Source organism: Lelliottia sp. RWM.1, from assembly GCF_016859735.1.
Lineage (GTDB): Bacteria > Pseudomonadota > Gammaproteobacteria > Enterobacterales > Enterobacteriaceae > Enterobacter.
Genome location: NZ_WLVC01000003.1, coordinates 127,549 through 150,499, shown reverse-complemented (window position 1 = coordinate 150,499; position 22,951 = coordinate 127,549). Strand labels below are relative to the sequence as shown.

Here is a 22,951-nt window from a genome sequence, read left to right as displayed (position 1 = left end):
TTAAACAAACCCGCCAGGGGCGACTATTAAGGGGGCGAAGCTGAGTGACATTGATTTGACGCAAAAAAATCAGGGACTTTGCTGTTAGTTTGCGGCGCGAAGTCTTATCAGATAACGAGGACAGCAATGGACGTCAGCCGCAGACAATTTTTTAAAATCTGCGCGGGCGGTATGGCCGGAACAACAGCTGCCATGTTGGGATTTGCGCCCAAAATGGCACTGGCTCAGGCGCGCAACTATAAACTGCTGCGTGCCAAAGAGATCCGTAACACCTGCACATACTGCTCCGTAGGATGTGGGCTATTGATGTATAGCCTGGGCGATGGCGCGAAGAACGCCAAAGAAGCGATTTATCATATTGAAGGTGACCCGGATCATCCGGTCAGCCGTGGAGCACTCTGCCCGAAAGGGGCTGGCCTGCTGGATTATGTCCACAGTGAAAACCGGCTACGTTACCCGGAGTATCGAGCGCCTGGCTCCGACACGTGGCAACGTATCTCCTGGGATGAGGCCTTTAGCCGCATAGCAACCCTGATGAAAGCCGACCGCGACGCCAACTTTGTTGAAAAGAATGAGCAGGGCGTCACTGTCAATCGTTGGCTTTCCACCGGGATGCTCTGTGCATCTGCGGCCAGTAATGAAACCGGCATGCTGACGCAGAAGTTTGTGCGCTCACTCGGCATGCTGGCGGTAGACAATCAGGCGCGTGTCTGACACGGACCAACGGTAGCAAGTCTTGCTCCAACATTTGGTCGCGGTGCGATGACCAACCACTGGGTTGATATCAAAAATGCCAATGTCGTGGTGGTGATGGGCGGTAACGCCGCAGAAGCCCACCCGGTGGGATTCCGCTGGGCGATGGAAGCGAAAAACAATAATGATGCGACGCTTATCGTGGTCGACCCGCGCTTTACGCGAACGGCATCGGGGGCTGATATCTATGCGCCAATCCGCTCCGGTACGGACATTACGTTCCTGTCCGGCGTACTACTGTACCTGATTGAAAACGGCAAAATTAACGCGGAATACGTTAAACATTACACCAACGCTAATCTGCTGGTGCGGGAAGATTTTGCCTTTGATGACGGTCTGTTCAGCGGGTATGACGCCGAAAAACGGCAATACGACAAATCATCCTGGAATTATCAGTTTGATGAAAACGGTTATGCGAAACGTGATGAAACCCTGACCGACCCGCGCTGTGTGTGGAATCTGCTGAAACAGCATGTTTCCCGTTATACGCCGGATGTCGTGGAAAACATCTGCGGCACGCCGAAAGCGGACTTCCTGAAGGTATGCGAAGTGCTGGCGTCCACCAGTGCAGCAGATCGAACCACCACCTTCCTGTATGCGCTGGGCTGGACGCAACACACGGTGGGGGCACAGAACATCCGCACTATGGCGATGATCCAGTTGCTCCTGGGCAACATGGGGATGGCCGGAGGTGGCGTAAACGCCCTGCGAGGTCACTCGAATATTCAGGGGTTAACGGATCTCGGCCTGCTCTCTACCAGTCTGCCGGGGTATCTGACGCTGCCATCGGAAAAACAGCCGGATCTACAAACGTACCTTGCGGCAAATACACCTAAAGCAACGCTGCCCGACCAGGTGAACTACTGGCGTAATTATCCGACGTTCTTCGTCAGCCTGATGAAGTCGTTCTATGGTGATGCCGCGCAGAAGGAGAACAACTGGGGGTTTGACTGGTTGCCTAAATGGGATCAGTCCTGGGATGTCATCAAGTATTTCAACATGATGGATAAGGGCGACGTAACGGGCTATATCTGTCAGGGGTTCAATCCGGTTGCGTCCTTCCCGGATAAAAACAAGGTGGTTCGCAGCTTAAGCAAGCTGAAGTATATGGTGGTGATCGATCCTCTGGTGACCGAAACCTCTAACTTCTGGCAAAACCACGGCGAGATGAACGAGGTCGATCCGGCATCCATTCAGACTGAAGTGTTCCGTCTGCCTTCCACCTGCTTTGCAGAAGAAGATGGCTCGATTGCTAACTCCGGTCGCTGGCTGCAGTGGCACTGGAAAGGACAGGATGCGCCGGGTGACGCGCGAAACGACGGTGAGATCCTGGCCGGGATATACCATCGCTTGCGCGAGAAGTACCGAACCGAAGGGGGTAAAGGCGTTGAGCCGCTGCTGAGAATGCAGTGGAACTACAGTCAGCCGGACCATCCGGAATCGGAAGAGGTGGCAAAAGAGAATAACGGCGTGGCACTGGCCGATCTCTATGACATCAGCGGTAATCTGGTGGCAAAAAAAGGCCAACTGCTGAACAGCTTTGCGCTGCTACGCGATGATGGCACGACGGCCTCGTCTTGCTGGATCTACGCCGGAAGCTGGACGGAGCAGGGCAACCAGATGGCGAACCGCGATAACGCTGATCCGTCAGGATTGGGCAATACGCTGGGGTGGGCCTGGGCCTGGCCGCTGAACCGTCGCGTGTTGTACAACCGCGCTTCGGCGGATATCAACGGCAAACCGTGGGATCCGAAGCGGATGCTGATCCAGTGGAACGGTACGAAGTGGGTGGGGAACGATATCCCGGACTTCAACACCGCAGCACCAGGAAGCGCCACCGGACCATTCATTATGCAACCAGAGGGGGTGGGACGCCTGTTTGCGCTCGACAAGCTGGCAGAGGGGCCTTTCCCGGAACATTACGAGCCGATGGAGACGCCACTGGGAACCAACCCGCTGCACCCAAACGTGATCTCAAGTCCGGTAGTACGCATCTACGAAGAGGATGTGCTGCGTTTAGGCAAAAAGGACGCGTTCCCGTATGTCGGAACGACTTACCGCCTGACCGAGCATTTCCATACCTGGACTAAGCATGCGCGGCTTAACGCGATTGCCCAGCCGGAACAGTTTGTGGAGATAAGCGAAACGCTGGCGAAAGCAAAAGGGATTGCGAATGGCGACCGTGTGACGGTGAGCAGCAAACGCGGGTTTATTCGCGCGGTAGCGGTGGTAACCCGTCGTCTGCAAACCCTGCACGTTAACGGCCAGCAGGTTGAGACGGTGGGCATCCCACTGCACTGGGGCTTTGAAGGGGTGGCGCAGAAAGGCTATATCGCCAATACCCTGACGCCAAACGTCGGCGATTCAAACTCGCAAACGCCGGAGTATAAGGCGTTTCTGGTCAACATCGAGAAAGCGTAAGGAGCGATTACATGGCGATGGAAACACAAGACGTTATCAAACGCTCCGCGACAAACCCGATAACCCCCGCGCCTCGCGTGCGGGATTATAAGGCGGAAGTGGCAAAGCTGATTGATGTCTCATCCTGTGTGGGCTGTAAAGCCTGCCAGGTGGCCTGTTCGGAGTGGAACGATATCCGTGATGAGGTAGGGCATTGTGTCGGGGTTTACGATAACCCGGCCGACCTGAGCGCCAAATCCTGGACGGTGATGCGTTTTAGTGAAACCGAACAGAACGGCCGGCTGGAGTGGCTGATCCGTAAAGATGGCTGTATGCACTGCGACGACCCGGGCTGCCTCAAGGCATGCCCGTCTGCCGGGGCGATTATTCAGTACGCTAACGGCATCGTCGATTTTCAGCAGGATAACTGCATCGGCTGTGGTTACTGCATCGCCGGGTGTCCGTTCAATATTCCGCGTCTCAACAAAGAGGATAACCGGGTCTACAAATGTACCCTGTGCGTAGACCGCGTAAGCGTTGGGCAAGAGCCCGCTTGCGTGAAAACCTGTCCAACCGGTGCGATTCACTTTGGTACAAAGAGAGAGATGCTGGATGTGGCGCAGGTACGCGTCGATAAACTCAAGGCTCGTGGTTACACCAATGCCGGTATTTACAACCCTCAGGGGGTGGGCGGCACGCATGTGATGTACGTCCTGCATCACAACGATCAGCCGGAGTTGTATCACAATCTGCCAAAAAATCCGGCAATCGACACCTCTATCAATCTGTGGAAGGGGGCGCTAAAACCGCTCTCAGCGGCAGGTTTTATCGCCACGTTTGCCGGGTTGATTTATCACTACATTGGTATCGGGCCTAACAAAGAGGTGGATGACGACAAGGAGGAACACCATGAGTAAGTCAAAGATGATTGTGCGCACCAAATTTATTGACCGCGCCTGTCACTGGACGGTGGTGATCTGCTTTTTCCTCGTGGCGGTCTCCGGGATTTCGTTTTTTTTCCCAACGCTACAATGGCTGACCGAAACCTTCGGTACACCGCAGATGGGACGCATTCTTCATCCGTTCTTCGGCGTGCTGATTTTCGTGGTGCTGATGTTTATGTTCGTGCGCTTCGTTCACCACAATATCCCGGACAAGCAGGATATTCCGTGGGTAAAAGGGATTGTTGAGGTTCCGAAGGGGAACGAGCACAAAGTGGCGCGTGTCGGGAAATACAACGCCGGGCAAAAGATGATGTTCTGGACCATTATGAGTATGATTTTTGTCCTTCTGGTCACGGGGGTAATCATCTGGCGTCCCTGGTTTGCGCCGTATTTCCCCATTCAGGTGATTCGTTACAGTCTGCTGATCCACGCCACCTCGGCCATTATTTTGATCCATGCCATCCTGATCCATATGTACATGGCCTTCTGGGTGAAGGGATCGATTAAAGGCATGATTGAAGGGAAGGTGAGTCGTCGCTGGGCGCAGAAACACCATCCACGCTGGTATCGCGATGTGGAACGAATTGAAGCAAAAAAAGACAGTACCGAAGGGATGAAGTAAGCGGATGCGTCGCCGGCATTGCCCGGCGGCGTGTTACTGCAAATATAGCGAGCCGCATTCTCATGAGTAATAAAGGGTATTCGCCCTTTTATTTATTTGCATAAAAGGGCGGGTGTTGATTAGAACCGCTCTGCAACATACCGGAACGGATAAGTGGTTGGTTTCACTTTTCCCACTTTTCGTTTCGGTAAATTCACCGCTTCTGTATGCAAATCTTTATAGGGGATCTGCGAAAGGAGATGCGAAATAATATTTAACCGCACGCGTTTCTTGTCTTCGGAGCGGGCAACAAACCACGGAGCCCAGGCGGTATCGGTGGCGGCAAACATGGCATCACGTGCCACGGTGTAGTCATCCCACATATTGAAAGATTTGATATCCATGGGAGAGAGTTTCCAGGTTTTGCGGCCATCATTAATGCGATCGCGCAGGCGGCGCTCTTGCTCTTTCGGCGTGACCTCAAGCCAGTACTTCAGCAGAATGATCCCGGCATCGACCATGGCTTTTTCCATCACCGGTGTGCCATCGAGAAACTTATCCACTTGTTCCTGAGTGCAGAATCCCATGACCCGTTCAACGCCCGCGCGGTTGTACCAGCTTCGATCAAAGATAACGATTTCACCTGCGGAAGGCAGGTGGGGAATATAACGCTGGAAGTAGAGCTGGCTCTTTTCTTTATCTGTGGGGGCGGGGAGCGCAACAACACGGAAGACGCGAGGGCTGACGCGCTCGGTGATGGCTTTAATCGTCCCGCCTTTACCTGCGCCGTCACGGCCTTCAAACACGATGCAGACTTTAAGCCCTTTGCTGACCACCCACTGCTGGAGTTTAACCAGCTCCACATGCAGCCGACGAAGCTCTTTCTCATAGTCCTTCGTCTTAAGGGAAACCTTAATGGCCTTGTCTGGAGAGGCTTTGGGCGCGGCTTTTGCTTCGGTTTTGTCTTGCCTGGTCTTTCCCATAACATTCCTCTTTTTCAGTACAGATCATGAACGTTGAAGGCGCTAACACTTTGAAGTGTAATCCTGGCTGCAACGCTTCGCGGGAATTATTTGCACAAATCAGTTCCTCTGCGGCGAGGTCCGGGTTACACTTTTACGCATATACTGTATAAATAAACAGGCGTGTATCATGGCATTGATTCTGGAAGGTGAAAAGATAGGCCGTAGCCGGTTTACCGGCGAGAAAATCGAAAATGCACTCTTTCGCCACTGTGATTTTTCCGGTACGGATCTGACGGGTACGGAGTTTATCGGCTGCCAGTTTTATGATCGTGAAAGCCAGACAGGGGGCAATTTCAGCCGGGCGCAGTTGAAGGATGCCATCTTCAAAAGCTGTGATTTATCGATGGCAGATTTCAGAAATGCCAGTGCGTTGGGGATTGAGATTCGTGAGTGCAGGGCGCAAGGGGCCGATTTTCGTGGAACCAGTTTTATGAATATGATTACCCCACGCACCTGGTTTTGCAGCGCTTATATCACCAAAAGTAACCTCAGCTACGCCAACTTTTCGAACGTGATCCTTGAGAAATGTGAGCTGTGGGAAAACCGCTGGAATGGAGCGCAAACGCCTGGTGCAACCTTCAGCGGCTCCGATCTTTCCGGTGGCGAGTTTTCTTCATTTGACTGGCGCGCGGCCAACTTTACGCACTGCGATCTGACGAACGCTGAACTGGGCGAACTCGACGTGCGCGGCGTTGATTTGCAGGGGGTCAAACTGGACAGTTACCAGGTGTCTCAGCTTATGGAACGCCTTGGGATCGTCATTATCGGTTAATCATATTCACAACCCTACCCGAAATGATGGATTAACGTGCCAGAAAGACGTTTTGAACTGGTTCGCCCTACATGATTGTTCAATAATGCATGTTGCAAATTTTTAACAAGTGGTTGTGGTATGAAAAAAACAATTTTTTCGTTGGCACTTGGTACATTCGGTCTGGGAATGGCTGAATTCGGCATTATGGGGGTGTTAACGGAACTGGCTCATGACACCGGGATTTCGATTCCCTCCGCCGGCAATATGATCTCATTTTACGCGTTTGGCGTGGTGATCGGCGCTCCCATCGTGGCACTCTTTTCCTGCAGGTTCTCGCTTAAATCAACGCTGCTGTTCCTGATGGTTATGTGTGCCATCGGGAATGCCATCTTTACCTTTTCCACATCGTATCTCTGGCTGGCGACGGGGCGTTTGATTTCCGGTTTCCCCCATGGGGCGATTTTCGGTGTTGGCGCGATAATTCTGTCGAAAATTGCGCCTCCGGGGAAAGTGACGGTTGCGGTCGCGGGGATGATCGCGGGAATGACGGTGGCGAACCTGGTGGGTGTGCCACTTGGCACCTGGTTGGGCCATGAATATAACTGGCGCTACACCTTTTTCCTGATCGCGGTTTTTGATGCGCTGGTGATCCTGTCGGTGCTGCTGTGGGTTCCTAAGCTCTACGATAAGACCGAAACGCGCCTTACCGAACAGTTCCACTTCCTCAAAAAGCCGGAGCCGTGGCTGATTTTTGCGGCAACCATGTTTGGTAATGCCGGTGTTTTTGCCTGGTTCAGCTTTGTTAAGCCCTTTATGGTCAACGTGTCGGGTTTCTCCGAAGGGGTGATGACCGTTATCATGATGCTGATGGGGCTGGGAATGGTGCTGGGAAATCTGCTCAGCGGCAAGTTGTCCGCCCGCTTTAGCCCATTACGCATTGCGGCGACAACCGATCTGGTGATCGTCGTCGCCTTGCTGCTACTGTTTGCCTTTGGTGAGCACAAAATGGCCTCGCTGATAACCGGTTTTATCTGCTGTGCCGGGTTGTTTGCACTCTCTGCCCCTCTGCAAATAATGCTCCTGCAAAATGCAAAAGGGGGAGAATTACTGGGTGCTGCCGGAGGTCAGGTGGCATTTAATCTGGGAAGTGCGATTGGGGCATATTTCGGTGGAATGATGATTACACTCGGTTTTAGCTGGAGCTATGTCACGCTGCCAGCGGCCATTCTCTCCTTCTCGGCAATGTCATCCCTGCTGCTTTATGGTTATCTGAAGGCCAAACGTAATCAGGCTAACGCGCATGCGTTAGCCTGATTCTTCTCAGGAAAGCCAGGGCTCGCCCAGGGTCAACATCAGGCGGTTGGCCCAGGCGAAGAAGGCGGCAGACTGAACCAGATCAAGCTGCTGTAACGTATCCAGTTCCTGTTTTTCGAGCGCCGCCAGATGGGCTGGCGTGATGGCAGGCGGCGTAACCGACAGCGCTGCAGCAAAATGAATTTCCGCCTGCCAGCGGGGCGACTGTCCCTCACTCAGCGACTGGCCAGGACGTACTGCCAGCAGCGCCTCTACGGCGGTGTCATCCTTTGACAACTGACTGGCTTTACGCGCATGGACAGATGCGCAGTAAATGCAGCCGTTGATTTTACTGACGACCGTCGCAGCCAGTTCACGCTCTGCACGCGGTAATCCTCCCGGCGTGTAAAAAATTCCTTTATCCGTTAACGTGCGCTGCTCCAGCACCGGCAGGTTGCGTCCCAGCAGGCGGAAATAATCCGAATCGGTATGGCCAAATTTCGCCAGGACGGCAACCTCATCGGCGTGAAAGTCTGCCAGCGGTTTGGCGGCGACCCAGGGTTCCCAGCCCAGCTCTTGCTGCGTGAAAGCCACAGGCGCCGCTTTGCCCGTCAACGTCGTCGCGGTGGTGTGCCAGACGCCAGCCACAACCGGTGCGTCACTGGCGGAGACCGGTTTGTCATTCAACAACCGCAATCCGGCGATCAACCGACTCTGGAAGCTGACAAACGCGATGACTTGTGCCAGCGTGACGATGGCCTCTTTGCTCCAGCCGGCCTGTGTCAGGGTGTTCAGGGCGCCAGGTGTCGCTTCCACAGGGGAGAAGGTCAGCAAACGGGCAAAATTCAGCGCAGGTGTTAACCGGGATGATGTCGGGTCAGCCAGGCCAAACCCGGCGTAGTGGGCGGCCAGCGACGGTGCGTTGTGCCATTTGGCCACTTTCGCTGCCACGGCAAAACGCTCATCCAGCGCGAAAGCAGGATCCTGTTGGCTAAACAGGGTTTCGTAACTGCCCTGGGCGTAACGTGTGGCGGCATCACGGGTGGCGCGTGCTTGTGCCAGAGGTGAACCGGGTACGATCTCCGCCAGCTCGGCGAGAATATCCTGACTTAATGCCATGCGTGTCTCCTCAAAGAATGTGGGGGGCAATGTGGTCTGCAATCAGCTCAATAGAGCGCAAGGTATCCCGGTGGGAAGGTTCGACCGAGTGTACCTGGAATGAGATGTCGGTAGCTCGCGCCAGAACAGAATCCCCTTGAAGTGACGCCAGTACCGTTTGCGGTGCGCCGATATGGGCGTCGAACTGACGACGATAATCTGTGACAGTGTCACCTGTAACCTGATGTCCGGCCGCACGATGCTGCTGTGCTTGTCTGGTTAAACCGGGGGCAGCCACCTTCAGTGCGTAGTCATCGCTGTCAGCGACAAACGCGGTGCGGGAGGCCAGAATTCTCGGCGCAATGCCCGCTGGTAGGGCGTCAAGATAGGCATCCACTATAGGGTTTTGGATCTCATCCAGCGTTAAATCGAGCCGATCTGCCGGGCGGGGCTGAGTGCGGGACAGCATCAGCCCATGTCCTGCCTGTGCAGCTCTTACTGCGCCGTCAATGGAGAAGGTTGCGATCCAGATTCGGTCGGCAAGTTGCGGAGCTGGCGGGTAAAGATGATTATCCGGATGCGTCAGCGAATCGCCGCGCCAGGCACTTTGGATCAGATGTAAATATTCGGCGAAGGCTGCACCGCGCTCCTCGAATGTCAGGCCGAACGGCAGAAACGACGTGGGCGTACCGCCCGAACCAAAACCGACCTCCAGCCTCCCGTCGGCCAGCAGATCCAGTACTGCGGCGTCTTCCGCCACGCGCAGTGGGTTTTCCATCGGCAGGGTAATGATGGCGGTTCCCAGACGAATGTGTTCTGTATGAGCGGCAACGTGTGCCAGGAACAGCAGCGGAGAAGGCAGGCCGCCTTCATGTTCGTGAAAGTGGTGTTGTGCAATCCACGCACTGTCGAAACCGTGGCGTTCAGCGTGGCGGATCTGTTCTGTCGCCAGCCGGTAGCGTTCTTTTGGTGTGGCATCATCCAGCAGGCGGGTGAAAAAACCCAGGCGTTTTCGCGTCATGCAAACTCCTCCGTAACAGGTGAAAAATGGGGAATGGCGTCAATCAGTTCGCGGGTATAACTGTTCTGTGGCGAGGCAAACAGGGTCTCGACGGCGCCATGTTCAACAACCTGACCATTGCGCAGCACCGTCACGCTATGTGCGATACGGCGAACGGTCGCCAGGTCGTGGGTGATAAAGAGATAGGTCAACCCCAGCTGTTGCTGGAGCTGCTGAAGCAGTGCCAGGATCTGCGCCTGTACTGTGACATCCAGGGCGGAAGTGGCCTCATCAAGCACCAGAATCGTCGGGTTCAGAATCAGGGCACGTGCGATGGCGACACGCTGACGCTGCCCGCCTGAAAGTTCACGCGCCGTCCGGTTCAGTAACTCGACAGGCAGGGCTACCCGCTGGGCCACCGTTTCAACACGCGTTTTTCGTTCCCCTTTATTAAAGCGGGCAAAGTTTTTCAGTGGCTCTTCGATGATTTCAAAGAGCGTCTGGCGCGGGTCGAGCGACGCAAAAGGGTTCTGGTAGACAAACTGGATTTTTTGCCGTAACTGCCTGCGCGCCTCACGGCTTAGTTCAGTGGCGTTAATGTCGTCAATCACCACACGGCCACTGTCTGCCTGTTCAAACCCCAATAGAATACGGGCGAGGGTGGTTTTGCCTGACCCTGACTCACCCACCAGCGCATGCGTGCTGCCGCGCGTAACGTCAAAACTGACGGTATCAAGCGCCTGTAGCTGATGACCTTTTCCCAGCGAAAATTGTTTGCTGATGGCCTCTGCGCGAATCGCAGGCGACGCCAGCGGACGTCCGGATACCGGAGCAATCGTCAGCCGCTGTCCTTGCAGGTCGCTTAATAGCTGGCGGGTGTAAGCATGCCGGGGAGCGCGGACAATGTCTGCTGTCGCGCCCTGTTCCTGAATTTCGCCGTGACGGAATACCAGCAGTCTGTCAGCACGTTGCGCGGCCAGTGCCAGATCGTGGGTGACGAACAGCACCGCCGTACCGGACTCGCGGCGCAGCAGATCCAGCAAATCAAGAATGCGCTTTTGTACGGTCACATCCAGCGCGCTGGTTGGCTCATCGGCAATGATCACATCCGGGCGCAGTGCGATAGCGATGGCGATCAGCACTCGCTGTTTCATGCCGCCGGAGAGCTGGTGCGGGTACTGTTTCATCCGCTGTGCCGGATGGCTGAGCCCCACTTTGGTTAACAGTGTCAGCACCTGTTCATCACGTTGAGCCGCCGTCATTTTTTGGTGAAGCTGAACGATTTCGCCCACCTGCGCGCCTATTGTCTTCACCGGGTTAAGCGAGTTACCAGGGTCTTGTGGTACGAGACTGATACGTGCTCCACGCAGGCTATCCAGCCGCCGGGATGACCACTGGCTTATCTCCTCGCCATTCAGACGGATGCTGCCGCTGTCGCGACGGGCATTTTCTGCCAACAGGCCAATGATGGCCTGAGCCGTCGTGGTTTTGCCTGAACCGGATTCACCGACAAAGGCCAGCATTTCACCGCGACCAAGGCTAAAGCTGACGTTATGCACCACTTCACGCCACTGGCGGCCCGTCCGGTAGCTGAGGGTAAGATTTTCAACCGCGAGTACCGTCATACGCGACCTCCGCTGAACTGTTGACTGATTCGGTTAGTGGCCAACACCACGGCAATGACGACAATCCCGGGGAAGGTGGTGAGCCACCAGGCGGTTGAGAGATAATTGCGCCCTTCAGCGATCAATAACCCCCATTCTGGTACGGGAGGCGGTGTGCCATATCCCAGAAAACTCAGTGTGGAAAGGGCCAGAATGGCCTGCCCGAACTGCAACGTGGCGAAGGCCAGCACCGCGGTTAAGGCATTGGGCAGAATATGTCGCCACAGCACGGCCCAAAAGGTTCCGCCGCTGCCGAACGCCGCTTCAACGTAGTCAGCATGGCGAATGCGGACCACTTCCCCCCGCGCCAGACGTGCGAAGCTGGCGATTGATGCAACCCCGACAGCGATAGCGGCATTGACCGTGCCAAAACCAAGCAGGATGATCACCGTCAGAGAGAGCAGCAGGGATGGGATTGCGAGCAGTACGTCAACAAAACGCATCAGCAATGACTCGACGCGCCCGGCAACAGCACCGGCGATAACACCCAGACCTGTACCGACGACCAGCCCGAGGCTGACGGCGGCCAGTGCGGCACTCAGGGAATGCGATGCGCCATAGACAATCCGGGTATACACATCGCGACCAAGCTGGTCAGTACCCAGCCAGTGTCCGGACTGAGGCGCGAGACGCTGTGCTCCTGCGATGCCTTCAATCGGGCTGTAGTGGGTAAAAATGCCCGGTGCGAATGCCGCGAATGCGGCCAGGAACATCACGGCCCAGGCCAGCCATAATCCTGGCTGCCACGGCAATGCCTGCCAGGAAGGGACGTGTTTTCGCGCCGCCGCTGCGTAATCAACCAGGCTCATGATGCACCTCCGGTAACGGTTTGCAGGCGAGGATCGAACAGCGGCATCAGCAGATCCACCAGCAGATTGATCAGGACAAAACCGAGGGCTGAAATCATGACCACTGCCTGAAGCACCGCGATATCCTGGTTGTTAACGGCCTGCTGTGTGAGCTGTCCCAGGCCGCTGCGGCCAAAGACGGTTTCAGTGATCAGTGCCCCGGCAATCAGTTCCCCGAGCAGCAATCCCGCAATATTCAGTACCGGCAGCAGCGCGTTCCCGGTGACGTGCCGCCACAATACGGCGGTTTCACTCAGCCCTTTGGCCCGCGCCACAGCGACGAATGGCTGAGAGGCCACTTGATCCAGACTGCGCATCAGAATCTGCGCCAGCGGCGCGGAGATCGGAATAGCGACGGTGACGATCGGCAGGATCAACCCCTGTAGCGGACCAGGGTTAATGACCGGAATCAGCCGGAACTGGAAGGAAAAGAGCTGAATCAGGGCGATTCCCAGCCAGAAAGTGGGCAAGGAGATAAACAGCACAGGCAGAGACTGTATCGCGTTGCTGAGCCAGCGTAAGCCGGGCAAACGCGCGGCAAAGGCCAGGGCGAACGCCAAAATCACGGCCAGGGCGAAGGCGGGTAATGCCAGGCTTAAAGTGTCCGGCAGATTTGTGGCAATCAATTCGCTCACCGGAACCCCTGCCTGTAATGAGTAGCCAAAATCCCCGTGGAGCATGGCAAACAGCGTGTGGGCATATTGCTGCCACAACGGACTGTCTGCGCCATACGCCACGCGCATCTCCTCGATTTGTGCCGGGCTTAACCCTAAATCCGGATTCTGAAATTTGATCAGTACAGCATCACCCGGCAGCACCTGAAGCAGCACAAACGAGAGGGTAAATGCTGCCCATAGCACCAGCAATCCGTGGCCGAATCGTTGCAGAAGTGCGTGGCTCATGATCGGCTCCTTAATGTTTTTCGAGCCATGCGCCGTAGAACGACGGACGGCCAACCGCTTCAAAACTCACGCCTTTTAACCATGGCGCACCCGCAAATACCTGAGGCTCTTCGAAGATAGGGATCACATAGGCGTTATCCAGAAGGTAATGCTGTGCATCCCCCGTAAGCTGGAGACGTTTTTGCGGATCGGTTTCGGCAGAGATATTCACCAGCAGTGCATTGAGCTTGTCGTCGCGGAAGTCTTTCACTTTGTCGCTGGAGCCGCCTTTTTGCAGAAGTGCGTCTCGGTTCGCCGGGTAGAACATGCTCTTCACAACGTCCGGGTCTGCACGTCCCACTTCGGATACCGTTAGCGGTGTTTTCAACGGATCGAGGTTATCCAGCGTGCGGCTTCCCGCATCACCCGCTTTAACGCTCAGCGCTACACCAACTTGTCGCCATTGCTGGGCGACCAACTGGAGAACTTCTTTGTTTTGCGGCTGCGGCAGGGATTCATAAATGGTTAGCGCCAGGCGTTGTCCATCTTTGGCCCGGATGCCGTCGCTGCCCGCTTTCCATCCGGCTTCATCCAGCAGGGTGTTGGCTTTTGTCGGGTCAAACGTCAGTTTGTCGCTCAGGTCAACAAAACCGGCGGCGGAGTCGGCAATCACCGATTTTGCCTGCGGATAATTGGGGGAGAAGAGGGTCTCTACCACCTGTTTAGCATTGGTGGCATGCAGTAACGCCTGGCGGACGCGGATATCTGAAACCAGCGGGTTATCCGGGCGGAAGCTGATGCTGTCGTTTACCCCGCGCGTGGGGGCCGCGTAAATGGTGTATCCCTGATCGGTAGCCTGTTTCTCGTCATAAGCCTGTACCTGACGAATAAAATCAGCCTGGCCTGCCAGTAGCGCACCCACGCGGACGCTGTCTTCCTGGGTAACAATAAATTTAATGCCATCCAGATTTGCGGGCCCTTGCTGCGCGAGGTTTTTCGGCCCCCACTGGTAGTCTTTGCGGGCATCCAGCGTTACTTCCCGACCCAGTTTTTCGTCTTTCACCACAAACGGGCCTGATCCAATGATATGGCGGGCATCGCCCAGCTCTTCAAAGTTACGTTTCAGCGTGCTCAACGACACCAGACCGGAGCCGATAGTCGCTGTACCTTGTAAGAAACCCGGCGAAGGTTTTTTAAAGAAGAACTTCACAGTCAAAGGATCGACCACTTCACTGTGATCGTAGTTATTGATCACCTCGGAGACCGGCAGGCGTTGTGCTTTGTTGCCTAATCCGTAAGTGTCGAAGTTTTTCGCTACGGCGCTGGCATCCAGTGGTGTACCGTCGGAGAAGGTAATACCTGGGCGGATTTTAAAGGTATATTCCGTTTTATCGGTGTTACTGCTCCAGCTTTCAGCCACCCAGGGTTCAACCTGGAGTGTTTTCGGGTTCTGCCAGGTCAGTTTATCGGTGATCTGATTAAGGATACCGCCGTTGGGATAAAACCCACCGGCAGGGGGATAGAGGTTGGTGTGGGCCTGTTGCTCCAGGTAGACAAGCGTGCCACCTTTAACAGGGGCATCTGCGGCATATGCTGACGTTGCCACAAGGATGAGCGCCGTTAGCAGCGGCAGGCGAAAGGGGGTTTGCATGGTGAATTCCTTTGTTATCTTCTTGTTAGCGTCGGATTCATCATCGGGCGCGGCAGAAAACAAGGGAACAAAGGAATTAAGATAAGGATTGCCGGAAAGTGAAAATAAAAACGCCCCGGGGAAGGGGCGGTAATACAGGACTACACAAATTTTGCCAGCGGGTCGGCTGCCGCAAAAGCAACTGCGCGGTCGGCTGCGGGTGGATAGATTAGCTCGTGAGTAATGGCCATTTTGATCTTCTTCGCCTCCTCGCGTACAGACTTGACCGTTTGCTCCCAGCCTTCGGTATAGACTGCGCCCCATGCGCCTAAATCGAGGCAGGTTACATAGTTCACCTGACGATAAGGACAGGGGGCAACGCCTAACAGGCTGGCCGCCGCGTTGTGTCCGGCAATGACATAACTGCAACTATACTTGTCGCAGTTAACTGCGACAACTTTTTTCTGAGTTAAAAATTAAAGCGTCGAAAAAGCAGGTAGTTACTGGAATCATGAACTCCGGGCTGTTTTATGCTCATCCTCAAGGCTATAATGACCTGGATTATTAACCTCGGAGTTAAACATGGCTTTTTACAGTTCCGGCGTGGAATATGGCATTCATAGCCTGATGTGTATGGTGGATGCGAAAGGCAACGAACGCGAGATGAGTGTCCGGGAGATGGCGGCCTTACAGGGCGTACCTTATGACTACCTGGGGAAAATTTTCACGCGTTTGTCACGTGCCGGGCTGGTTACCAGTACGGAAGGCAAGGGGGGGGGATTTAAGCTGGCGCGTCCTGCCGAGCTGATCTCCGTGCTGGATGTGGCGCACGCGATTGATGGCGAGAAAAATATGTTTGAGTGCCGAGAAGTGCGTCAGCGTCTGGCGGTGTTTGATGAAACCCCTCCGGGTTGGGTATGCGACGGTCCGTGCGGAGTTCGCTCCGTAATGGATAGTGCGCAGCAACGTATGGAAGAGGAGCTGGCCCGACACACGATCCTCGATCTGGCACGCAAAATGTATCGCAAAGCGCCTGATACCTTTCAGATTGAAGTTCAGGAGTGGATTTCAGACCGACGAAATGCGTCCTGATTCTTTAACTCACGCCCTCTCAGCCAGGGAGAGGGCGTGGCGATGGCTTACGAGCGTAAATCAATCACCATACGGCCACGGATCTGGCCCTGTTCCATCTCTTTGAAAATGGCGTTGATATCTTCCAGCGGTCGCAGCGTGACTTTCGGTACAACCTTACCTTCAGCTGCGAACTGGAAGGCTTCCAGCAGATCCTGACGCGTACCCACCAGGGAACCCACAACCTGGATACCATCCAGAACCAGACGTGGAATATCCAGGCTCATCGCTTCTGGCGGCAGACCGACGGCCACCACACGGCCACCTGCACGCACAGCATCGACGGCTGAGTTAAACGCCGCTTTTGCCACCGCAGTGACCACTGCGGCATGCGCGCCACCGGTTTTCTCCTGAATGACTTTCGCGGCATCTTCGCTGCGGGAATTTACGGTTAAATCAGCACCCATGCTGGCGGCCAGTTTCAGCTGTTCATCATTCACATCAACAGCAATCACTTTCGCGTTAAAGACGTTTTTGGCGTACTGCAGCGCCAGGTTACCCAGACCGCCCAGACCATAAATGGCAATCCATTGTCCGGGTTTAATATAGGAAATTTTCACGGCTTTGTAGGTGGTAACACCCGCGCAGGTGATGCTACTGGCGGCGGCGGAATCCAGACCGTCAGGCACTTTCACTGCATAATCCGCCGTCACGATGCACTCTTGCGCCATGCCGCCGTCAACGGTATAACCCGCATTTTTAACATCGCGGCAGAGTGTTTCATTTCCGGTGTTACAGTATTCGCAGTGGCCACAGCCTTCGAAGAACCAGGCTACGCTGGTACGATCGCCCACTTTCAGTGAGGTCACACCCGGCCCAATTTCTTTCACGATGCCAATCCCTTCGTGGCCCAGGATCACCCCAGTCTTATCCCCAAAATCACCATTTTTAACGTGAAGATCGGTATGGCAAACCCCACAGCATTCCATCGTCAGGAGTGCTTCACCGTGTTTGAGCGCCCGCAAGGTTTTCTCGGTAACATCAACGTGGTGATCTTTGGTTACAACAGCAGCCTTCATATGTTTCTCCTTATTCATGGTCAGCATCTGCATAGCAAACAAGACGGATGAGAATACGTCTTACTTCTTTAGGATTAATCCTTTGACGGCGTGTTGCAAGGGCGGTGCAACAAAATGTAATAATTTCATTAGCTTCTGATTAATAAGTCAGCAAAAAATCATTAATACTCTTAATAAATGGGGGGTGATAAAAACTGACAAAAAAGCGTCATGGGTCTGTCATCTGCCAAACGTACCGTGTTGTCTTCCTAATAACCGAAGAGTTAAAAGACAATGCATCTGGTGAAAAAACTTATCGCAATCAGCGTTCTCCTGTCCGCTTCCGTTCAGGCGCAAAACATCCTTGAATTCCCTCAGCCGGAAAACAACCCGGAAGAGTTTTACGCCGTCACGGAGATCCCGGCGGGCGGCATTATCAAATATGAGACCGACGCGAAAACCGGTTTTATTATTGCTGACCGTTTCCAGTCGATGCCGGTGGCTTATCCCGCAAACTACGGCTCGTTGACCCAGTCGCTGGCCGGTGATGGCGACCCACTGGACGTGATTTTCTACACCCGTGCGCCAATGGCGCCAGGTACACTCATTAAACTGCGTGCGATTGGTGTACTGAAGATGGTGGATGGTGGTGAGAAAGACGACAAAATTGTGGCAGTTCCGGCGAGTAAAATCGACCCGACATACGACGATATCAAAGAGTTGAAAGACCTGCCGAAGATTGAAGTCCAGCGCCTGGAGTCGTTCTTCCGCGTCTACAAACAACTTCCGGAAGGACGCAAAAAAGTGGAGCTGAGTGGCTTTAATGATGCCGCGACGGCGAAGCAGGAGATCAAACAGGCATGGGATGCCTGGAAAGAGAAAAACCCTCAGTAGCAAACTGGCCCGGCGGATTTTCCGCCGGGCACAGACTTACAGTTGCGCCTCCAGTGCCTCAATTTCTTTACGCCATTGCGCCTGAAGTTGTGGCTTTTGATGCTTAGGTTTTCGCGCTACATCCTCTGCCAACAGTGTTTCCAGCGCAACCAGCCTTTCCAGCAGATCGTCATACGCTGACGGGATTTCGTCCCGTGGCAACGCATCATCTACCGGTTGAGCCAGACCCGAACTTTCACGCAGACGTTCAAACACGGCGTCGGCATCGTGCCATTCGCTCAGCTTCCCGTCTTCAATCAGCCAGAAACGATTGCAGCTATGGCGGATCAGTTGTCGGTCGTGACTGACCAGCAAAACGCCACCCTCGAACTGCTGCAGCGTTTCACCCAGCGCCTCTTTGCCTTCCATGTCCAGGTGGTTGGTCGGTTCATCCAGCATCAACAGGCTATAGCGGGCAAGCGTAAGACCGACAAACAGCAGGCGAGAGCGCTCGCCGCCACTGAGCGTACTGACCTTTTGCCCGTGACGCGCCCAGGGGAAACCGGAACTTATAAGCGCCATTTTGCGATCCTGTTGATGAGGTGCAAACGGCTCCAGCGCATCCAGCAGCGAAGCGTCGTCCGGTAACTGGTGCAGTGTCTGGTCGTAATAACCCAGGGTTACACGCGGATGAATGATCAGCCCTTCGACACAGCCTCCATGGGCGAACTGTCGCCAGATAAGTTTCATCAGTGACGATTTACCACATCCGTTGCGTCCGACAATCGCCACCCGATCACCGCTTTTCAGTCGAGCGATATCGACATCAAACAGCGGGAGCAGCCCCGGAGCCGGAGGTACAGCGAGATTGCTTATCTCCAGCAGCCGATCGGCTCGTAGCGCATCGCCCCGCAGGGTTAATGTCCACTGACTGCCCGTAGTGACTTCTGTCTGGCTCTCCTTTAGCCGCTCAACCTGTTTTTCCATCTGCTTGGCCTTACGGGCCAGATCTTCGTTATCGTAGACCTTGCCCCAGGTGGCCAGCCGTTTAGCGCTGGCGGCGACGCGATCGATCTCCTTTTGTTCCGCCTTGTGGCGCTGTGCATCACTTTCATCCTTTGCAACCAGTGCCTTGCGTGCCGCCGAGCAGGGGAGCGCAAAGTAGTGCAGCGTTTTGTCACGCAAGATCCAGCTTCCGTTAGTGACAGCATCCAGCAATTGCCTGTCATGCGAAACCAACACAAAGCTGCCGGACCAGTTCTGTAAAAACTGTTCCAGCCAGAGCATGGTTGGCAGATCAAGGTGGTTGCTGGGTTCATCAAGCAGCAGCAGATCCGGCTCGCTGATTAACGCCCTCGCCAGCAGCAGACGGGTGTGCTGACCGCCGCTGAGCGTTGCCGATTGCAGAGCCATATCCTGTGCGGTGAACCCCATGCTCGCCAGCAATGCTTCTGCCTTCCAGCGCAAACTGTCATGCTCTGTGCGGGGGACTTGCGCCAGTACAGCATCGAGCATAGTCAGCGGGTAAATGGCCTCCGGCAGATGCTGTTCAACGCGGGACATCAGGCAATGTCCGGCCAGCGCCACCGTTCCGCTTGCAGGCGAATCTGTGCCGTCCAGGACTTTCAGAAGTGTACTTTTTCCGCAGCCGTTATCGCCCAGCAGGCCAATGCGGTCGCCTTTTTTCAGCGTAAAGGAGAGGTCGTCGAAGAGCGTGCCAAACGCCGTATCAACACGTAAAGAATGTGCAGTGAGTAAAGTGCTCATTTGTTGCTTACCCAAGAGTTACAGGCAGGTTAATGCCTCGTCAAACATCGCTGACGATAACTCAGTAAGCCCGAGAGAAGGGATTTCAGGGATTGGTGTCTTCGCTCAAGCCGAAGTTATCGCAGCACGATACCGATAACGCTTGAGCGGGTACGATTACCAAATGTATGTGAAAAATGGAAAATTTCACAATACAGCATAGTTGGCCTCCTTATATATTCAGTAGGTTAATGAATGAAAGGAGTGTAGCGGAAGGATGCGAGAGTGCAAACAATAAAAAAGGCAACTTACGTTGCCTTTTTCGCGCTTAAATCGACGTTCGACGGTAGCTGCGGTATTCCGGCATCCAGAAGTTCTCATCAATGGCTTGCTGCAGAGCATCGGCAGAGGTTTTCACCGCCACGCCCTGTTGCTGCGCCATTTTGCCCACGGCAAAGGCGATAGCACGCGAAACTTTGTGAATATCTTTCAGCTCCGGTAGTACCAGTCCTTCGCCGTTATTCACCAGAGGCGAGTATTTCGCCAGCGTTTCGCTTGCCGACATCAGCATTTCATCGGTAATGCGTGACGCGCCGGAGGCAATCACACCCAGGCCAATTCCAGGGAAGATATAGGAGTTGTTACATTGGGCGATCGGGTAGGTTTTCTCCTTCCAGACGACAGGATCAAACGGGCTACCGGTGGCGACAAGTGCGTTACCTTCAGTCCAGGCAATGATGTCCTGCGGCATTGCTTCCACGCGCGACGTTGGGTTGGAGAGCGGCATCACGATAGGGCGTTCGCAATGTTTGTGCATCTCGCGGATGATCTCTTCAGTGAACAACCCGGTCTGCCCGGAAACACCGATCAGGATGTCCGGTTTCACGTTGCGTACCACGTCCAGCAGAGAGAGCACTTCGTTGTCGGTGTCCCAGTTTTTCAGGTTGTCGCGCTTCTGCACCAGCTTCGTCTGGAACGGCAGCAGGTTTGGCATCGCATCGGTCAGCAGGCCGAAGCGATCGACCATAAAGACGCGCGAGCGAGCCAGCTCTTCGCTTAACCCTTCACGCTGGGTCTGGGCAATAATTTGTTCGGCGATCCCGCAACCAGCAGACCCTGCGCCGAGGAAGACGATTTTCTGGTAGCTCAACTGGCTGCCAGCCGCACGGCTGGCGGCAATCAGCGTACCGACGGTGACGGCTGCTGTGCCCTGAATATCATCGTTGAACGAACAAATTTCATCGCGATAACGGTTCAGTAATGGCATGGCGTTCTTCTGCGCAAAATCTTCAAACTGCAACAGAACATCCGGCCAGCGGTGTTTAACCGCCTGGATAAAATCATCCACGAACTGGTAGTACTCATCATCAGTGATACGCGGGTGACGCCAGCCCATATAAAGCGGGTCATTGAGCAGTTGCTGATTATTTGTGCCGACATCCAGCACAACCGGCAAGGTGTACGCCGGGCTGATCCCACCACAGGCGGTATAGAGGGATAATTTACCGATAGGGATACCCATCCCGCCGATCCCCTGGTCGCCCAGGCCCAGAATACGTTCGCCGTCGGTGACCACAATCACTTTGATATTGTGGTTGGGCACGTTTTGCAGAATGTCGTCCATGTTGTGACGGTTCTGGTATGAGATAAACACCCCGCGGGAACGGCGGTAAATCTCGGAGAAGCGTTCGCAGGCGGCGCCCACAGTCGGGGTATAAATCACCGGCATCATCTCTTCGAGATGATTTTGGACCAGGCGATAGAACAAGGTTTCGTTGGTATCCTGGATGTTACGCAGATAGATGTGTTTATCGATCTCCGTCTTGAATCCCTGGTACTGGATCCAGGCGCGTTCTGCCTGTTCTTCGATGGTTTCGACCACTTCAGGCAGCAGGCCGAGCAGGTTGAAGCTGCTGCGCTCTTCGGCGCTAAAGGCGCTGCCTTTATTGAGCAGGGGAAACTCAAGCAGAACCGGGCCTGCATAAGGAATATATAAGGAACGATGTTGTTTCGGTTTGTTGTCCATGTCACTCACTCTTTTTTTGAAGATCCGTCCCTGGCACTGTCGTTTGTCATCTTTCTGGCCGGTGCTACGGGTTTCGGTCGGCTGGTATTATAAAGGAGCTGAATGTTAATTACCGCAACACATAAGCAAAAACACCATCGGTTTTGCCGATGGTGTTGTGCGTCATAACGCGAAACTTACTTCTTTACGTGGCGTCTTCTGCCTGAAGCCTGGTGGACAACCGTTTCGTGGTTGTCTTCAATAACCACTTTTTTGTGGTTAGAAATCTTATAGTTAAGTCCCAGAATATGACGTGCCTTACGGTTCGATTTCATGCTTACTCCTCAATCCTGTTGATAGTTTTAAGGACCACTCCGCATGTGCGGACGAAATGTAACCCCTTAGGTTGCCCATCCAGCTTAGCAGGTTTTCAGCTTACCACTTCATTTCGCCGGTATTCACTTTGGCACTCAGCTCCAGCGAACTCGCTTCTGCGAGATCGGGATACTGTTTTTTCATCGTGCTAATCACGGCTGCCGAGCCTTTCTGGTCTGCCAGAGCCTTTTCGAACTGCTGGAGATAGTTGCTGGTGAAGGTGATAGCGCCAGTGCCTGTCGGAGGTGTACCAAGATAGTGCCCTGGGATCACGCGCTCAGGCTTATGTGCCGCCATCGCCTCCAGTGTGTGCAACCACTGTTGGCGGCTCTCTTTGGTTTGGGTATCGGCTGTCCAGACGTGAATCCCCCATGAAACGCCCGTCCCGCCTAAAATGGCTTTTGCCGAAGGTATCCAGACATAGGCCGCATAGCTATCCGGCTGTTCAATGCTGACGGTTTCACCATCGATCATAAAGGTGGTGGAGGCGATAACCTGTGGAACGACAAGTGTTGTCGGCGCGCCATCTTTCATCTGCGGACCCCAGAATGCCAGTTTGGCATCTTTGGTCGCTTTAATGTGATCCACCACATTTTGGGTTGCCACGACTTTGGCGTTCGGGAACGCTTTCACCAGTGGTTGCAGACCAAAGTAGAAATCCGGGTCGCCGGAGGTAATCACGATCTTATTCAGAGTCTTTCCGCTGCGACGAATTTTCTCAACCAGAGCTTCGCCATCTTTTACGCTGAATTGTGCGTCAAACAGAACAGCCTCTTTCGGCCCGGAAACCAGCGTGGAGGAGACCGCAAAAATAGCGTTCTCTTGTGGGTTATAGGTGTCCAGCGTGAGCGGTGCGGCAAATACCGCTGGCGTGAACAGGGCGCACAGCAGTGCAAGGCGGTTAAGCGTCATCATCATTTCTCTTATCAGGT

18 protein-coding genes and 2 pseudogenes are annotated in these 22,951 nt (G+C 54.4%); 7 read left to right on the top strand and 13 right to left on the bottom strand.

Translation table 11 applies throughout. The annotated features are described in order from the left end of the window. Positions 1 to 126 precede the first annotated feature (126 nt). Genes fdnG through fdnI form a run of 3 tightly spaced genes read left to right on the top strand, consistent with a single transcriptional unit; the run spans position 127 to position 4,719 of the window. The gene (gene fdnG, locus GF617_RS03910) at positions 127 to 3,174 is read left to right on the top strand and encodes a formate dehydrogenase-N subunit alpha (protein ID WP_203451101.1); all 3,048 of its coding nucleotides are present in this window, start codon (positions 127 to 129) and stop codon (positions 3,172 to 3,174) included. Positions 3,175 to 3,185: 11 nt separating this feature from the next. Beyond that, a complete protein-coding gene (gene fdxH / locus GF617_RS03905) occupies positions 3,186 to 4,070 on the top strand; it encodes a formate dehydrogenase subunit beta (protein WP_181623561.1) in 885 nt (294 codons plus the stop codon). Next, positions 4,063 to 4,719 (top strand): formate dehydrogenase-N subunit gamma, encoded by a 657-nt coding sequence (fdnI, locus tag GF617_RS03900; protein ID WP_203451100.1) that lies wholly within the window; start codon positions 4,063 to 4,065, stop codon positions 4,717 to 4,719. The genes fdxH and fdnI overlap by 8 nt, the downstream gene beginning before the upstream one ends. Before the next feature lie 119 nt (positions 4,720 to 4,838). Here fdnI and ppk2 read toward each other — a convergent pair whose 3' ends face one another. After that, positions 4,839 to 5,681, bottom strand: a complete 843-nt coding sequence (gene ppk2 / locus GF617_RS03895) for a polyphosphate kinase 2 (protein WP_239006314.1) — start codon at positions 5,679 to 5,681, stop codon at positions 4,839 to 4,841. Positions 5,682 to 5,850: 169 nt separating this feature from the next. On the opposite strand from ppk2, the gene GF617_RS03890 reads away from it, so the two are divergent. Beyond that, positions 5,851 to 6,495 (top strand): Qnr family pentapeptide repeat protein, encoded by a 645-nt coding sequence (locus GF617_RS03890; protein WP_181623559.1) that lies wholly within the window; start codon positions 5,851 to 5,853, stop codon positions 6,493 to 6,495. Between the two features lie 120 nt (positions 6,496 to 6,615). Continuing rightward, positions 6,616 to 7,791, top strand: coding sequence for an MFS transporter AraJ (gene araJ, locus GF617_RS03885; RefSeq protein WP_181623558.1), 1,176 nt, complete (start codon positions 6,616 to 6,618; stop codon positions 7,789 to 7,791). A 6-nt stretch (positions 7,792 to 7,797) separates the two neighbouring features. Here the strand turns inward: araJ and GF617_RS03880 are convergent, their stop codons facing one another. The 7 genes and pseudogenes from GF617_RS03880 to GF617_RS03850 form a co-directional block, all read right to left on the bottom strand. Further along, positions 7,798 to 8,889, bottom strand: a complete 1,092-nt coding sequence (locus GF617_RS03880) for an alkylhydroperoxidase domain protein (RefSeq protein ID WP_203451099.1) — start codon at positions 8,887 to 8,889, stop codon at positions 7,798 to 7,800. A 10-nt stretch (positions 8,890 to 8,899) separates the two neighbouring features. After that, positions 8,900 to 9,889, bottom strand: coding sequence for a putative FMN-dependent luciferase-like monooxygenase (locus GF617_RS03875; protein WP_203451098.1), 990 nt, complete (start codon positions 9,887 to 9,889; stop codon positions 8,900 to 8,902). After that, on the bottom strand, positions 9,886 to 11,493 hold the full coding sequence (locus tag GF617_RS03870) for an ABC transporter ATP-binding protein (RefSeq protein ID WP_203451097.1): 1,608 nt from the start codon (positions 11,491 to 11,493) through the stop codon (positions 9,886 to 9,888). Before GF617_RS03870 ends, GF617_RS03875 begins: the two co-directional genes overlap by 4 nt. After that, a complete protein-coding gene (locus GF617_RS03865) occupies positions 11,490 to 12,341 on the bottom strand; it encodes an ABC transporter permease (protein WP_203451096.1) in 852 nt (283 codons plus the stop codon). The genes GF617_RS03870 and GF617_RS03865 overlap by 4 nt, the downstream gene beginning before the upstream one ends. Then, entirely contained in the window at positions 12,338 to 13,282 is a 945-nt protein-coding gene (locus tag GF617_RS03860; protein WP_181623553.1) for an ABC transporter permease, read from the bottom strand. The genes GF617_RS03865 and GF617_RS03860 overlap by 4 nt, the downstream gene beginning before the upstream one ends. Positions 13,283 to 13,292: 10 nt before the next feature. Next, the gene (locus tag GF617_RS03855) at positions 13,293 to 14,912 is read right to left on the bottom strand and encodes a TIGR04028 family ABC transporter substrate-binding protein (RefSeq protein ID WP_203451095.1); all 1,620 of its coding nucleotides are present in this window, start codon (positions 14,910 to 14,912) and stop codon (positions 13,293 to 13,295) included. A gap of 140 nt (positions 14,913 to 15,052) precedes the next feature. Beyond that, positions 15,053 to 15,304: pseudogene (locus tag GF617_RS03850) on the bottom strand (NAD(P)/FAD-dependent oxidoreductase); the annotation flags it as partial. Positions 15,305 to 15,473: 169 nt separating this feature from the next. Here GF617_RS03850 and GF617_RS03845 point away from each other — a divergent pair. Next, positions 15,474 to 15,983 carry an Rrf2 family transcriptional regulator gene (locus GF617_RS03845; RefSeq protein WP_181623550.1) on the top strand — a complete coding sequence of 170 codons (510 nt, stop codon included), beginning with the start codon at positions 15,474 to 15,476 and terminating at the stop codon, positions 15,981 to 15,983. A 47-nt stretch (positions 15,984 to 16,030) separates the two neighbouring features. On the opposite strand, the gene adhP is transcribed toward GF617_RS03845, so the two are convergent. Then, the gene (gene adhP, locus GF617_RS03840; protein ID WP_181623549.1) at positions 16,031 to 17,041 is read right to left on the bottom strand and encodes an alcohol dehydrogenase AdhP; all 1,011 of its coding nucleotides are present in this window, start codon (positions 17,039 to 17,041) and stop codon (positions 16,031 to 16,033) included. Positions 17,042 to 17,314: 273 nt separating this feature from the next. Here adhP and GF617_RS03835 point away from each other — a divergent pair. Next, positions 17,315 to 17,906 (top strand): annotated as a pseudogene (locus tag GF617_RS03835) (inorganic diphosphatase); the annotation flags it as partial. Between the two features lie 44 nt (positions 17,907 to 17,950). Here GF617_RS03835 and GF617_RS03830 read toward each other — a convergent pair. The 4 genes from GF617_RS03830 to GF617_RS03815 all read right to left on the bottom strand — a co-directional run bounded on the left by GF617_RS03830 (position 17,951) and on the right by GF617_RS03815 (position 22,931). Then, positions 17,951 to 19,660, bottom strand: a complete 1,710-nt coding sequence (locus GF617_RS03830) for an ABC-F family ATP-binding cassette domain-containing protein (protein WP_203451093.1) — start codon at positions 19,658 to 19,660, stop codon at positions 17,951 to 17,953. 307 nt (positions 19,661 to 19,967) lie between these two features. Beyond that, the gene (locus GF617_RS03825) at positions 19,968 to 21,665 is read right to left on the bottom strand and encodes an NAD-dependent malic enzyme (protein WP_203451092.1); all 1,698 of its coding nucleotides are present in this window, start codon (positions 21,663 to 21,665) and stop codon (positions 19,968 to 19,970) included. Positions 21,666 to 21,841: 176 nt separating this feature from the next. After that, positions 21,842 to 21,979 (bottom strand): stationary-phase-induced ribosome-associated protein, encoded by a 138-nt coding sequence (gene sra / locus GF617_RS03820; protein WP_203451091.1) that lies wholly within the window; start codon positions 21,977 to 21,979, stop codon positions 21,842 to 21,844. Positions 21,980 to 22,079: 100 nt separating this feature from the next. After that, positions 22,080 to 22,931, bottom strand: a complete 852-nt coding sequence (locus tag GF617_RS03815; protein WP_181623754.1) for a Vmh family MBL fold metallo-hydrolase — start codon at positions 22,929 to 22,931, stop codon at positions 22,080 to 22,082. Between the last annotated feature and the right edge of the window lie 20 nt (positions 22,932 to 22,951).